This is a genomic window from Streptomyces sp. BBFR102 (genome assembly GCF_051397025.1).
Classification (GTDB): domain Bacteria; phylum Actinomycetota; class Actinomycetes; order Streptomycetales; family Streptomycetaceae; genus Streptomyces.
Map to the genome: position 1 here is coordinate 4107823 of NZ_CP195757.1, position 13835 is coordinate 4121657.

At 74.3% G+C, this 13835-nt stretch carries 12 protein-coding genes; 7 read left to right on the forward strand and 5 right to left on the reverse strand.

All coding sequences use genetic code 11. From position 1 onward, the window contains the following. Positions 1–5: 5 nt before the first annotated feature. The 4 genes from ACSLIC_RS18415 to ACSLIC_RS18430 form a co-directional block, all read right to left on the reverse strand. Positions 6–281, reverse strand: coding sequence for a hypothetical protein (locus ACSLIC_RS18415; protein WP_436738800.1), 276 nt, complete (start codon positions 279–281; stop codon positions 6–8). Between the two features lie 277 nt (positions 282–558). Then, entirely contained in the window at positions 559–789 is a 231-nt protein-coding gene (locus ACSLIC_RS18420) for a DUF3107 domain-containing protein (protein WP_436738801.1), read from the reverse strand. Between the two features lie 140 nt (positions 790–929). Continuing rightward, positions 930–1571, reverse strand: a complete 642-nt coding sequence (locus ACSLIC_RS18425; RefSeq protein WP_436738802.1) for a TetR/AcrR family transcriptional regulator — start codon at positions 1569–1571, stop codon at positions 930–932. Positions 1572–1776: 205 nt separating this feature from the next. After that, positions 1777–2019 (reverse strand): hypothetical protein, encoded by a 243-nt coding sequence (locus ACSLIC_RS18430; protein ID WP_436738803.1) that lies wholly within the window; start codon positions 2017–2019, stop codon positions 1777–1779. Positions 2020–2265: 246 nt separating this feature from the next. Between ACSLIC_RS18430 and ACSLIC_RS18435 the strand changes: the two genes are divergently transcribed. The 7 genes from ACSLIC_RS18435 to moeZ all read left to right on the forward strand — a co-directional run bounded on the left by ACSLIC_RS18435 (position 2266) and on the right by moeZ (position 11995). Further along, positions 2266–3312 carry an alpha/beta fold hydrolase gene (locus tag ACSLIC_RS18435; RefSeq protein WP_436738804.1) on the forward strand — a complete coding sequence of 349 codons (1047 nt, stop codon included), beginning with the start codon at positions 2266–2268 and terminating at the stop codon, positions 3310–3312. An 8-nt stretch (positions 3313–3320) separates the two neighbouring features. Next, positions 3321–4646 (forward strand): DUF3152 domain-containing protein, encoded by a 1326-nt coding sequence (locus tag ACSLIC_RS18440; RefSeq protein WP_436738805.1) that lies wholly within the window; start codon positions 3321–3323, stop codon positions 4644–4646. Positions 4647–4845: 199 nt separating this feature from the next. Continuing rightward, complete coding sequence (locus ACSLIC_RS18445; RefSeq protein ID WP_436738806.1) at positions 4846–7494, forward strand: DUF3492 domain-containing protein; 2649 nt, start codon at positions 4846–4848, stop codon at positions 7492–7494. Further along, positions 7491–8840 carry a hypothetical protein gene (locus tag ACSLIC_RS18450; protein WP_436738807.1) on the forward strand — a complete coding sequence of 450 codons (1350 nt, stop codon included), beginning with the start codon at positions 7491–7493 and terminating at the stop codon, positions 8838–8840. Before ACSLIC_RS18445 ends, ACSLIC_RS18450 begins: the two co-directional genes overlap by 4 nt. A gap of 141 nt (positions 8841–8981) precedes the next feature. Then, on the forward strand, positions 8982–9998 hold the full coding sequence (locus ACSLIC_RS18455) for an NAD-dependent epimerase/dehydratase (protein ID WP_436738808.1): 1017 nt from the start codon (positions 8982–8984) through the stop codon (positions 9996–9998). Next, positions 9986–10735, forward strand: a complete 750-nt coding sequence (locus tag ACSLIC_RS18460) for a spherulation-specific family 4 protein (protein WP_436738809.1) — start codon at positions 9986–9988, stop codon at positions 10733–10735. The genes ACSLIC_RS18455 and ACSLIC_RS18460 overlap by 13 nt, the downstream gene beginning before the upstream one ends. An 81-nt stretch (positions 10736–10816) precedes the next feature. Further along, the gene (gene moeZ, locus ACSLIC_RS18465; protein WP_436738810.1) at positions 10817–11995 is read left to right on the forward strand and encodes an adenylyltransferase/sulfurtransferase MoeZ; all 1179 of its coding nucleotides are present in this window, start codon (positions 10817–10819) and stop codon (positions 11993–11995) included. A 190-nt stretch (positions 11996–12185) separates the two neighbouring features. Here moeZ and ACSLIC_RS18470 read toward each other — a convergent pair whose 3' ends face one another. After that, positions 12186–13802, reverse strand: coding sequence for an alpha/beta hydrolase (locus tag ACSLIC_RS18470; protein ID WP_436738811.1), 1617 nt, complete (start codon positions 13800–13802; stop codon positions 12186–12188). Positions 13803–13835 lie beyond the last annotated feature (33 nt).

The window sequence follows — 13835 nt, forward strand, 5'->3', positions numbered from 1 at the left end:
TGCGGTCAGGCGGGCCGGGCGGTCGGCCCGACCGGCCGCCCTCCGGCGGGCCGCAGCAGCAGTGACAGCAGCGCGGCAGCCATCACCAGCGCCCCGCCGACCAGGGCCGGGGGCTGGGCACCGCCGAGCGCGGTGTGGGTGACGAAGACGCCGAGCAGCGCGCCGACGGCCCCGGTCGGGCCGACCAGGCGGGCGCCGGGGAGCCGGTGCGGCAGCCGCCGCAGGGCGAGCCACGCCACCGCGAGTCCGATAGCCAGGGCGCCTGCTGTCTCCACGATCACCGGGTCCCCCTCGCTGGGCTCCGCTCCGGCGGCTCCGCGAACGGCTCCGGCCGTCACAAAACGGTCGTAGCCAGTCCTACCCGGGCCGTTCGAGGGGCAATCATCGGTCGACGGCCGTACGCGGTGCGGGAGCGGGCCGGGCGGCTCCAGGCGTACCCGCCCGGCGCCCTCGTCACGGAGCAGGTGGGCCGGGCACGCGGAAGGGGCGCCTCCCTGACGGAGGCGCCCCTTCCGGCCCTGCGGACGCTCCCCGGCGGGCCGGGGGAGTCCAGGTGTCCTACAGCGCGGCGTTGAAGCCCACCCGGCGGGTGGTCGGCTCGCCCAGCTCCACGTACGCGATCCGCTCCGCGGGAACCAGGACCTTGCGGCCGTGCTCGTCCGTGAGGGACAGCAGCTTCGCCTTGCCGGCGAGCGCCTCGGTCACGGAGTCCTCGACCTCCTCGGCGGTCTGCGCGCTCTCCAGAACGATCTCGCGAGGCGCGTGCTGCACGCCGATCTTGACCTCCACGGCTATGTCCCTCCGAGGGTCGGTGTTGTGCGCGAAGTGCGCCCTTCGCGCACACATTAGCCCGGTCGTGCCGGACGGCGGTCCGCCCGGCCGCACGCCGGTAGCGAACAGCGGGCGCGGGCGCCGGGGCGTGACCGCGGTCAGTCGCCCTGCTCCGAGTACTTCGGGAAACCGGCGATGCCCCGCCAGGCCAGCGAGGAGAGCAGCTGCACCGCCTTGTCGCGCGGCACCGGGCTGGAGCTGGAGAGCCAGTACCGCGCCACCACCTGGGAGAAGCCGCCGAGGCCCACGGCCAGCAGCATCGACTCCTCCTTGGGCAGCCCGGTGTCCTCCGCGATGACGGCGCTGATCGCCTCCGCGCACTGCAGCGTCACCCTGTCGACGCGCTCGCGCACCGACGCCTCGTTGGTCAGGTCGGACTCGAAGACCAGCCGGAAGGCGCCCCCCTCGTCCTCGACGTAGGCGAAGTAGGCGTCCATCGTCGCGGCGACCCGCAGCTTGTTGTCCGAGGTGGACGACAGGGCCGTCTGGACGGCCTGGAGAAGCGCCTCGCAGTGCTGGTCGAGCAGGGCGAGGTAGAGGTCGAGCTTGCCGGGGAAGTGCTGGTACAGCACGGGCTTGCTGACGCCCGCCCGCTCGGCGATGTCGTCCATGGCCGCCGCGTGGTACCCCTGCGCGACGAAGACCTCCTGGGCCGCGCCCAGGAGCTGGTTCCTGCGGGCACGGCGCGGCAGACGTGTTCCCCGCGGACGAGCTGCCTCTGCCTGCTCGATGGCTGTCACGCCGCCTCCCAAGATCGTTGCGTGTGCGGTGTGCGCCGCGCGGCCATCGTACTTTTCGGTAACCGGGGCGTGCGCGGTGCGAGCGCAGAATTTCACGGAGTGAGCGCTTCCGGAACCGCCCGTGGCCTGCCGAAATCCCGCCGGAAGCGGACATACGCGAAGAAGCCTCCGGGGGCACCCGGCCGCGCTCGCCGGGCCCGCAGGCTCAGCGGTAGTCGTCCTCGTCCTCCTCGACCACCAGGAGCTGCTCCACCACGTCCGCCTCGTTGGCGGTGCCGGGGTCGACGTCGGCCAGGGCCGCGTCGGTCTCCTCGGCGTCGTCGGCGTCGTCGGGGCCCGCCGGCTCGCGCTGCTCGGCCGCGTCTCCCTCGGGGACCTGCGGCAGCGGGTCGTCCTCGGTCGCCGGGTCCGGCCGGTCGGGTCCGGTGCCGGTCGGGTCGGTCGTCATGGGTGCCGCCTCTCCTCGTCTGCGTGGTCTCGCGTCACCAGGGCTCCGCCCCGCCCTTTCGAGCGTAGGAGAGTCGGCGGGGTGGCGCGACGCGGTGCGCCACCCCGCCCGGAGCGGTTCGGGCGAGCGCGCTGCGTCGCCCCGCGGGTACCCGACGTGAGCGCGAGAGGGGGGCGGGGTGGCGCGCCCGCGGTCTGTGACCCCGAACACACCGAAGGCGGTGTGATCGTCTCGTAACATTGCCGCATGTCTTCGACCGACCTGCCCGACGTGAACGGCGCGGTGCCGCCCGAGGTGAGCGCGGTCCGCGTCGAGGAGGGCGAGCGGCTGCGCCAGGTGAGTCTGTCCGGACTCACGCTGACCGTGCGATCGCGCCCGCCGTCCCGCGAGGGCCTGCCGCCCGCTCTGTACATCCACGGCCTCGGCGGTTCCTCGCAGAACTGGTCGGCGCTGATGCCGCTGCTGGCCGACACCGTCGACGGGGAGGCCCTGGACCTGCCGGGCTTCGGCGACTCGCCGCCGCCGGACGACGGCGACTACTCGGTCACCGCCCACGCCCGCGCCGTCATCCGCCACCTCGACGCGGCGGGCCGCGGCCCGGTCCACCTGATCGGCAACTCGCTCGGCGGCTCCGTCTCCACCCGCGTCGCCGCCGCCCGCCCCGACCTGGTGCGCACCCTCACCCTGGTCTCCCCGGCCCTGCCCGAGCTGCGCATCCAGCGCTCCGCCATCCCCACGGGCATGCTCGCCCTGCCCGGCATGGGCGCCCTGCTGGGCCGCCTGGCCCGGGAGCTGACGGCGGAACAGCGCACCCGAGGTGTCCTCGGCCTCTGCTACGGCGACCCGGCGCGGGTCTCCCCCGAGGGGTTCCGCAGCGCCGTCGAGGAGATGGAGCGCCGGATGGCGCTGCCGTACTTCTGGGACGCCATGGTCCGCTCGGCCCGAGGCATCGTCGACGCGTACACCCTCGGTGGCCAGCACGGTCTGTGGCGCCAGGCAGGACGGGTGCTCGCGCCCACGCTGCTGGTCTACGGCGGCCGCGACCGGCTCGTCGGTCACCGGATGGCGCGCCGCGCCGCCGTCGCCTTCCGCGGCTCCCGGCTGCTGACTCTCCCGGACGCGGGGCACGTGGCCATGATGGAGTATCCGGACGAGGTCGCGGCCGCCGTCCGGGAACTGCTCGCGGACGTGGGGGAGACCCTGCCGCCCGCCTCGCACCGCGGCAACGCGACCGCGACCGCAGAAGAAGCGTTGCCCGCCGACGGCGCGGGCGACCCGAGCCAGGGGAGCTGAACCCGCGCGTGGGACGTCACCGTCGCCCCTCGTCGTCCGCCGGGTCCGCCGCGCAGGGGCGGGCCAGGCCGGGCGGCACCGGCGCCACCGAGCAGTACCGGACCGACGGGCCGCCGCCTGGAACGGCTGCCCGACGAAACCCCCGAGGCGTTCCGCCCGGGCCCGTCCCGCCGCCGCTCGCCCCGGAGGACGTTCGCGGCGGCCACCCCGAACAGCGCGAACCCGGCGGAGGCTGGGGCCGGGGGCCGCACGAGCCCGACGCGACGGGCCGCCGGGCCGGAGGCCGGGAGATGCCCGGGCCGCGCCAGGAGTACCTGGACGCCTTCGAGGAGGAAGACCTCTTCGCGCCCGGCGCACCCCGAAGGTCCCCCGTCCAGGTGACGGAGGCGCGTGGGGGGCGCACCCCGGGCGCGACGGCGTACGCCTCCGGCGACTTCCTCTCCCCTGACCAGGCTCCCGCCGGTGCGGGCGACGGCCACAGAGGCGAGGGCGACGGCGAGCCCGCCGGACCGGACCGCCGACGGGGGCCACGCGGCTGGGCCGCCGCCGGTATCGGCGCCGCCGCCGTGGTCACCGTGCTCGCGGTGGTGGTCGGCGGGCAGATGCTCGGCGGCCAGGACGACGGGGCCGCATCCCGGTCCGCCGCCGACTCCGGCCGGGCCGCCGAGGGCACCGCCTCGCGCTCCGAGGGCCGTCCCACGCCCGCCTCGCCGGCGCCCGCGCCGAAGGCGGCGCCGCCCACCTACGAGCAGCGGATGGGCAAGAAGCTGAAGCTCGACCCCGACCTGACGGCCGACGGCGACTTCGCCGCCGTTCCCGGCATCGAGAAGGCCCCCGGCAAGGGGCGGCTCTTCCGCTACCGCGTCGACGTCGAGAAGGGCCTCGGACTCGACGGCAAGCTGTTTGCCGAGGCCGTGCAGAAGACGCTCAACGACGACCGCAGCTGGGCCCACGACGGCGCCCGCACCTTCGAGCGGATCGACTCCGGCCAGCCGGACTTCGTCATCACCCTGGCCAGCCCCGGCACCACCGCCGAGTGGTGCGCCAAGTCCGGCCTGGACACCACCATCGACAACGTCTCCTGCGACTCGGCCTACACCGACCGCGTCATGGTCAACGCCTACCGCTGGGCGCAGGGCGCCGAGACGTACGGCGACGCCATACACCCCTACCGGCAGATGCTGATCAACCACGAGGTCGGACACCGGCTCGGCTTCAACCACGTCAGCTGCAGCCGTGACGGGGCCCTGGCGCCGGTGATGCAGCAGCAGACCAAGTTCCTGTCCCTGGACGGCATCACCTGCAAGGCCAACCCCTGGGCCTACCCGAACTGACCCGCGCCCCCTCGGCAGGGCAGCACGCTGAACGCCCACGCGCAGGGAAAGTTACGTCCGTTCACCCCTTTTGATGGTGCGACGGACAACCGTCCGTCGTACCACCCTCCTGTCCGCATACGTTCTTCCCGCTGCGGGGCCGATGCCCCCGGCGAGAGGACAACGGCGGCTCCCCGTACGGGAGATCGGAGGTGGACAGATGCGCATCGGACTGCTGACCGAAGGTGGCTACCCCTATGCGGACGGCGAGGGCGGGCTGTGGTGCGACCGGCTCGTGCGCGGGCTCGCGCCCCACGAGTTCGACCTCTACGCCCTCAGCCGCACCGCCTCCCAGGAGGAGTCCGGCTGGGTCCCGCTCCCGCCGGAGATCGACCGGGTGCGCACCGCGCCCCTCTGGAGCGCCGAGGAGGACGGCGCCGCCTACGGCCGCCGCGCCCGCCGCCGCCTCCACACCCACTACGCCGACCTCGTCGCCGCCGTCTGCTCCGGCGCACCCCGCGCGGACGAGCACGCGCACCGAGGGCAGAAGGACCGTTTCCGCAAGGGGTTGTACGGTCTCGCCGACCTGGCCCGCGAGGAAGGCGGCCTGGTCGCGGCGCTGCGCTCCGAGGGCGTCGTCCGCATCCTCGAACGCGCCTGCCGCGCCCCTGGCGCCCTGCGCGCCGCCCACGACGCCCGGGTCCCCGACCTCCTCGCCGTCGCCGCGCTGATCGAAGGCGCCCTGCGGCCCCTCTCGCTCGACTGGTACGCCGAGAGCGACGCGCGCGGGGCGCACTCCGGGGGCGCGGGCTGGGGCGGGCTGGGCAGCGTCGACCTCTGCCACGCCGCCTCCGGGGGCATCGCGGCCCTGCCCGGGCTCCTCGCCCAGTACTTCTTCGGCGTCCCCCTGCTCGTCACCGAGCACCATGTGCCGCTGCGCAGCCACTACCTCGCCGCCGCCGGCCGGGATTCGAGCCCCGCAGTCCGCGCGCTGGGCGCCGCCTTCCACCAACTCCTCACCGCCGAGGTCTACGAACAGGCCGCCCTGATCACCCCCGGCAGCGCCCACGTGCGCCGTTGGCAGGAGCAGTGCGGCGCCGAACAGCACCGGCTGCGCACCGTCCCCCCCGGGCTCGACGCCCAGCCCTTCGCGGAGGTCGGCGAGGGCCCCGCGGGTGACCCCCGCACGCTGGTGTGGGTGGGGCGGATCGAGCCCGGCAAGGACCTCGTCACGCTGCTGCACGCCTTCGCCGAGATCCACCGTGCCGAGCCCACCACGCGGCTGCGCCTCGTGGGCCGGCTCGTCCCCGGGGACGCGGAAGCCGTCGCCTACCTGGCGCACTGCCGCGAACTGGCCCGCGAGGTGTGCGCCGGGGTGGGAGACGCGGACGCCGAGGACGCGCCGGTCAGCTTCGAGGAACTGGGCGAGGCCGAGGCGGGCTCGGCCGACCTGGCCACCGCCTACGCCGCGGGCGCCGTCGTCGTCCTCTCCAGTGCGGTCGAAGGCTTCCCGGTGAGCGTGGTCGAGGCGATGCTCTGCGGCCGCGCCACCGTCTCCACCGAGGTCGGCGCCGTCGTCGAGGCGGTCGGCGGAACGGGCCTGGTCGTGCCGCCGAAGGACCCGGCCGCCCTGGCCACGGCGTGCCTGGCACTGCTCCGCGACCCCGCCCGCCGCGACCGCCTCGGCGCCGCAGCCCGCTCCCGCGCCCTGGAACTCTTCTCCGTCGACCAGAACGTCGAACGCTTCCGCGCGCTCTACCTGGAGATCGTCTCCCACTACCCGGTCCGCCGCCCCCACACCGACGAGGAAGGCACCCCGATGCCCTTCGCCCACCCGGCGGAGACCCGGGTACGCGGCACCTGGGCCGAGGCGGCCCATCCGAACGCGTCGTCGGCCCCCGGAACCTGGGGCGTCCCCGCGGCCGGACTCCCCGAGACCGACCCGTCGGCCACCGACGCCGCCCCCGCGGGCGTCCGCCCCCGGACCCCGTTCACCGGCGACCCGGTCACCGCCAGCGGAGCGGAACTACGCCGGGTGCCGACCTGGGCAGTGCTGGACGAAACCGTGGCGGCCCGGCGAGCGCAGTCCGCCGCCAGGCCGCGCCCGGAGGCCCTTTCGCGCCAGGTCTTCGTTGCGAAGGCTCCCGCCGCGAAGGACGGGCCCGGTGGGGCGGATGTGGCTGGTGGGGCTGTGGCCGGGGGACCGGTCTTCGTGGGAGGGCGTGGTGCGGCCGACGCGCAGGCTGAGGCTTCGGTGAGGCAGCCCGCGGGTGGCGTTCAGACGGCGGTGGGCGCGGTGGGCCCGGCAGGCGAAGGGGTGCGGGGTCCGGAGGGGCTTTCGGCCGGGGGCGGGCAACAGGCGAGGACCACCGCCTGCGCAGAGGCGAACGAGGCGGCTACAGGACCTGCCTTTCTGGGGAGGCGGCGGGAGGGCGGCCGGCCTGGGGAAGGGGTCGAGCTGAGGACGGGGGGAGCGGCGTACGGGTCGTCGGCTGGGCCGGTGCCGACGTGGCGGGCCGACGGGGCCGCGGGTACGCCGGTGGGCGGTACCCGTGGGGAGTCCGCGGTGAAGGGTGAGGTGTCTCCGGGCCGGGAGGCTCGGGGCGCCGAGTGGGCTCTGGCGGGTGGGGGCACGAGGCTGGGTGCGGGTGCGGGTGCGGGTGCGGGTGCGGGTGCGGGTGCGGGCCCGGGCCCGGGCCCGGGCACCTCGGCATCCCCCGCACGTTCCGCCGCCGCGCCGTCCGCCGCGCGCCCTGGTGGCGCCCGTGAGCGGGGAGGGCTGGGGATGAGCACAGGAACGGCGGAGAGTGCCGCCGCGCCACCCAACGCGGCCAGGCAGCTGAGGAATCTCAGGGAGTGCACCCCATGACCACCCACCATGCCTCGGGCCCGCTCGACGCGCCCGGCCGCCCCGCGCGGCCCGTCTCCACCGGACCCGGGAAGACCGATCAGGCCCGGAACCCCGCGAGGGCCGGTGACACGGCCGGGCACTCCGGCGTCAACGCGGCCAGGCCCGCGTCCGGTGTGGCCGGGCCCATGTCCGGCGCGGCCAGGCCCGCGTCCGGCGTGGGCGAGAGCCCTGATGCGGCGACCGGTGGTCCGGGTATGGCGGCATACGCCGGCGGTGACCCGGTCAAGGCACTCATGCGCCGCCACCGCGAACTCTGCGCCCGTGCCGTCGACCCGCTGGAGATCGCCGCCGCGCTGGAGGCGCGCGGGATGACGGACCGCACCGCCGCCCGCTTCCGGCACCGGGACGTCTTCTCGCTGGCGGAGGAGATGTACGCCCGGGTGCCCCGCCACAGCTCCGACCGCTTTGCCTCGCCGGCCCCCCCGCAGGCCGTTCCGGAACCGATGGCAGGTCCCGCCGGCAGCCCGGGCCCGTCCCGGCTGCTCACCCTCGTCCTGCTGCCCGGCCTGCCGGGTGCGCTCTGCGCCGGGCTGCTCCTCGGTCTCGCGCAGGCACCTCCCGGCCGCGCCGGGACTCTCGCCGTGGTGGCGGGTGTGCTCGCCGTCCTCACCGCCGTGCAGCTGTGCCTGCGGCACGGTCCGTTGCGCACTCCCCGCACGGCGGGGACAGCCGTGCGGTTCGCCACTTTGTGGCTGATGGGCTATGCCGTCCTCGGTGACGGTCTCCTGGACGCCGCCGTCCGTGGTGGCCCCGACCGGTTCTGGCCGGTGGACACCGCCACCGCCCTCGGTCTCGCCCTGGCGATGTGGCCGGCCACGCTGTGCGCCCGGCTCTTCACCGCCGGGGCCCGCCGCAGGCTCGCCCGCAGCCGGGGACTCGGCGAGTTCGCCGCGGCCACCCGGCCCCTGCTGCTCGTCTCCCTGGCCTGTTACCTCGCTGCGCTCGCCGGTCTGCTCGCGCTGGCCGGCGCTCTGCTCGGCGGCTCCCCGCCCCTTGCCGGGGCCTGCGCCCTGGGCGCCCTGCTGCTCCTGGCCCGCCTGCTCCTGGTGCACGGGCACCGGGCCACCCCCGCTGTCGCCCTCGCCACCGCTGCCGGCGTCGAACTGGTCGCCCTGTGCAGCGTGTTCGCGTCCCGGCTGCCCGGCTGCGGCTTCCTCGCCGCACCCGTCGAGACGCTCATCGAGGTGTGCGGCGCCGAGGCGGTACCCACCCTCGCCTGCGCCGTCGCCGCCTTCGCCCTGCTGGTCCGTGCCGTACCGGCGCTCTCCCGGGCCTCCGCCCACACCGATCCCGGCACCCGCTGACCCGCGCGGCCGCCGGCGCCGGAGACGCGGCCGGGCGCCACGGCCGGTGGAGGGCACGGCGCCGCACCCGAACCACACCCCTTCCGAAGGAGACCACCAGATGACGACCAGCCGACACCGGAACAGCCCGGGAGCCGACCGATGAGGGTGCTGCTGATCGGAGCCAACGGATACATCGGCCGCTTCGTCGCCGACCGTCTGCTCGCCGACCCCGCTGTCCAGCTCACCGCGCTGGGCCGGGGCGACGACGCCGACGTGCGGTTCGACCTCTCCACCGGCAGCCCCGGCGCGCTCACCCGGTTCCTCGACGCCGTCCACCCCGGAGTGGTCGTCAACTGCGCCGGGGCCACCCGTGCCGGTGCCCGCGAACTGACCCGGCACAACACCGTCGCCGTCGCCACCGTCTGCGAGGCCCTGCGGCGCAGCGGCTGCGGAGCCCGCCTCGTCCAGATCGGCTGCGGCGCCGAGTACGGGCCGAGCCAGCCCGGCTCCTCCACCGCCGAGGACGCCGTACCCCGCCCCGGCGGGCCCTACGGTGTGAGCAAACTCGCCGCCACCGAACTCGTCCTCGGCTCCGGACTCGACGCCGTCGTCCTGCGCGTCTTCTCGCCCGCCGGACCGGGAACCCCCGCTGGATCGCCACTCGGCCGGCTCGCCGAGGCGATGCGCCGGGCCATGCAGTCCGGCGACGGCGAACTGAAGCTCAGCGGCCTTGGTGTGCAACGCGACTTCGTCGACGTCCGTGACGTCGCCCGGGCCGTCCATGCCGCCTCCCTCTCCGCCGCCCAAGGGGTGATCAACATCGGTTCCGGCCGCGCCGTCCGCCTCCGCGACGCCGCCGCCGTCCTCGCCCGCGTCGCCGGTTACGGCGGCGCCCTGCACGAACTGGACTCTCCCCCCGGGTACCCGTCCGCCGCCCCCACGGGCCTCCACGCTCGCGCCGAGCACGGCCATGGCGGACTCCGCGCCGCCATCGGCCATCCCCGCCCGGACCCGGACCTCGCCCCGTCACCCGCCGTGTACCCGTACCCGGACGGCTGCGGAAGCTGGCAGCAGGCCGACGTCCGCACCGCCCGCGACCGGCTCGGCTGGCGGCCGCGGATCAACCTGGAGGAGTCCCTCGCCGACATCTGGATGGAGGCGGCGTGCCGTATCTGACGCAGCCCGACGCCCAGCCCGCCGTCAGTGCCGGTCGACTCCGTCTCGGCGTCCCCGGATACGCCCACCCCCTGCTGGCCCCGCGCGAGTGGGAGGTGCTGCCGGGGGTCGGCACCGGAGTCCACTGGACCGTCCTCAACGTCGCCGACGGGCCCGGTGAGCGCCCCGACCCGCACTGCCTGGAAGCCGCCGGCCGTCTGCGGAACGCACAGGTCCGAGTGGTGGGGCAGCTCGATCTGGCGGGCGGCCAACGGAGCTTCGGCGCCCTCGTCTCCGACGCCCACCGCTTCCGCGACTGGTACCTGGTCGATGGCTTCTACCTCGACCGGTGCCCCACCGAGCGTGCCGCCCTCCCCGAACTGCGCCGCGTCGTCGGAGCGCTGCGGGACCTGCTCGGCGGCGGACACCTGGTGACCGCCCACGGAACGCACCCGCACCCCGGATACGCCGAGGTCGCGGACCAGCTGGTGACCTTCAGCGGCCCCTGGCACGACTACCGCTGGTCCCAGGCGCCCGAGTGGACCGCCGCCTACCCGCCGGAGCGCTTCTGCCACCTCGTCCACGGTCTGCCGCGCGGCCACCTCCCCCAGGCCCTGCGCATCGCCCGCTGGCAGGGCGCAGGCACCATCTGGTTCACCGACCGCACTGCCAAGGAGAGCCGAAGTGCCTGCTGGGAGACCATGCCCGGCTACTGGGACGTGATTGTCTCGCAGGTCGGAACGGGTGTCTCGGAATGAAGAAGGGCGTGGCAGTGTTACGGCTAGTGGTCCCCGCCCGTGCGGGGGTTGTCCTGTCCCCGATCGACCAACGGAGTCCCCGTGTCGCTGCCACCCCTGGTCGAGCCAGCTGCTGAGCTCACCGTCGACGAGGTCCGCAGGTACTCCCGCCACCTGATCATCCCCGACGTGGGGATGGACGGGCAGAAGCGGTTGAAGAACGCCAAGGTGCTCTGTGTGGGCGCCGGCGGCCTCGGTTCGCCCGCTCTCATGTACCTGGCCGCAGCCGGTGTGGGCACGCTGGGGATCATCGAGTTCGACGAGGTCGACGAGTCGAACCTCCAGCGCCAGATCATCCACAGCCAGGCCGACATCGGCCGCTCCAAGGCCGAGTCCGCCCGCGACACGGTCAAGGGCATCAACCCGTACACGAACGTGATCCTCCACGAGATGCGGCTTGAGGCCGACAACGTGATGGACATCTTCAGCCAGTACGACCTGATCGTGGACGGCACCGACAACTTCGCCACCCGCTACCTGGTCAACGACGCCTGCGTGCTGCTGAACAAGCCGTACGTCTGGGGCTCCATCTACCGCTTCGACGGCCAGGCGTCGGTCTTCTGGTCCGAGCACGGCCCCTGCTACCGGTGCCTTTACCCGGAGCCCCCGCCCCCCGGCATGGTCCCCTCCTGCGCTGAGGGTGGCGTCCTCGGTGTGCTCTGCGCGTCGGTCGGCTCCATCCAGGCCACCGAGGCCGTCAAGCTCCTCGCCGGTATCGGCGACCCGCTGGTCGGCCGCCTGATGATCTACGACGCCCTGGAGATGCAGTACCGCCAGGTCAAGGTCCGCAAGGACCCCGACTGCGCGATCTGCGGCGACAACCCCACGGTCACCGAGCTCATCGACTACGAGGCGTTCTGCGGCGTCGTCTCCGACGAGGCCCAGGAGGCCGCCGCCGGTTCGACGATCACTCCCAAGCAGCTCAAGGAGTGGATCGACGACGAGGAGAACATCGAGATCATCGACGTCCGAGAGCCGAACGAGTACGAGATCGTCTCCATCCCCGGCGCGCGTCTGATCCCCAAGAACGAGTTCCTCATGGGCACCGCGCTCCAGGACCTCCCGCAGGACAAGAAGATCGTCTTGCATTGCAAGACGGGTGTCCGCAGTGCGGAAGTCCTCGCCGTCCTGAAGTCCGCCGGCTTCTCCGACGCCGTGCACGTGGGCGGCGGCGTGGTCGGCTGGGTCAACCAGATCGAGCCGGAGAAGCCCATCTACTGAGCCCGACGACGCTTCGGCCGCCCGGTTTCGCAGAGAACCGGCCGACGGTGAAGCCGTCACCATGGCAGGGCCCGAGGCCCGTCCGCCCGCGAGGTGGACGGGCCTCTCGGCTGCGCCGGCCGAGAGGAGCCGGCGGGCGGACGTGGCCGTGGGGTGACGTGAGGGGAGCGCGTTCGCCTCGGCCGCCCCCTCAGCGCTGGTCCGTCGCGCACTCCTTTCCCTCCTTCGGGACGGTGGCGTCCAGTAGGTAGGCGTCCACCGTCCGGTCCACGCAGTCGCTGCCCGATCCGTAGGCCCCGTGCCCCTCTCCCCGGTGGGTGAGGAGGACACCGACACTCCGACCCAGGCCATCGGCGAGGCGCCGCGCGCCTTCGTACGGGGTCGCCGGGTCGCCTGTGGTCCCGACGACCAGCACCGGCGGGGCGCCCTTCGCCTCCACACCTGGGGGCTCCGCCGCCCCGTCGACCGGCCACTCGTGGCACCAGCCAGCCGCGTCCCAGCCGAGGAACTCCCCGAAGACCGGCGAGATGGCGCGGAACTCGGGCAACAGCTTCCGGACCTCCTCGGCAGTCGGCCGGCCGGGATCGTCGGCGCAGGATATCGCCCGTTGTGCGTGGCCCTGCGTGCCGTAACGCCCTTGCTTGTCACGGTCGTTGTAAGAGTCGGCGAGCAGGAGCAGGGCGGTCCCCGACCCCCGCTCCGCCTGGTCCAGCGCCTCGGTGAGGCGGGGCCAGCTCAGCTCGCTGTAGAGCGCGCTGACGATCCCGGTGAGGGCGTGGGACTCCGTCAGCTTCCGTCCCGAAGCCGTCGGCAGCGGCTCGCGGTCGATCTGCTTCAGCAGGGAGGCGATCTCGCGGCTGCCAGGCCCTGGGGCGCGTCGCTCGCTCCGCAGGTAGTTCTCCAACGCGCGCTGGAATCCCGTCGCCTGGTTGCGCGCGTGGCCGATCGTGTCGGCCTCGGGGTCCACGGCGGCGTCCAGCACCAGGCGCCCCGCCCGGCCGGGGAACCGGTGGGCGTAGGCCGCGCCCAGCTGGGTGCCGTAGGAGGTGCCGAAGTAGTGGAGGGTCCGGTCTCCGAGGGCGTGCCTCAGCAGGTCCAGGTCGCGGGCCGCCTCGGCCGTCCCGACGTGCGGGAGGAGATCGCCTGCGCCCTCGGCGCAGCCTCGGCCGAAGTGGGCGGCGTCCTCGAAGTAGACCGCCTCCTCGTCGGTGTTGTCCGGAGTCAGGTCGACCTGTGTCTCCGCGGCGGCGATGCGCAGGTCGTCGCGGCATCGGATGCCGGAACTGCCTCCGACGCCGCGGGGGTCGAAGCTCACCAGGTCGTATCGTGCGCGCAGCCGCTCGTATCCGGGGGCGAAGGCCGGCAGCATCTCGACCCCGGAGCCTCCGGGACCGCCGAAGTTGAAGAGCAGAGAACCGATGCGCCGCTCTTCGGGGCCAGTGGCGGCTGCCTTGATCAGGGCGATGCCGAGGGTGTCGCCTCGTGGTTCGGCGTAGTCCAGAGGGGCCCGCAAAGTGGCGCAACGCCATGCGGGGCCCGGTGCGGGCGCACCGTGACGGGCCTTGCACGGTCCCCACTTCAGGCGTTGGCCCGCCAGCGCCTCCGGCAACGGCGGGTCCCCCTTCGCCGCCCCTGGTCCCGGCGCCGGGGCGGTCGCCGTGGAGGAGCCCGACGGAGCGTCACCGCCGGTCGGCGGCGGGGCCTCGGTGTCCGGGCGTTCCTCGGCCGTGCAGCCGAGCGTCGCGGTAGCGGCCAACAGGCTCGCGAACAGCAAGGCGGCAGCGCGCAGCAGGCGTCCAGGCTTCATGGTTTCCCCCGTGATCCCTCAGCAGCCCCGGGA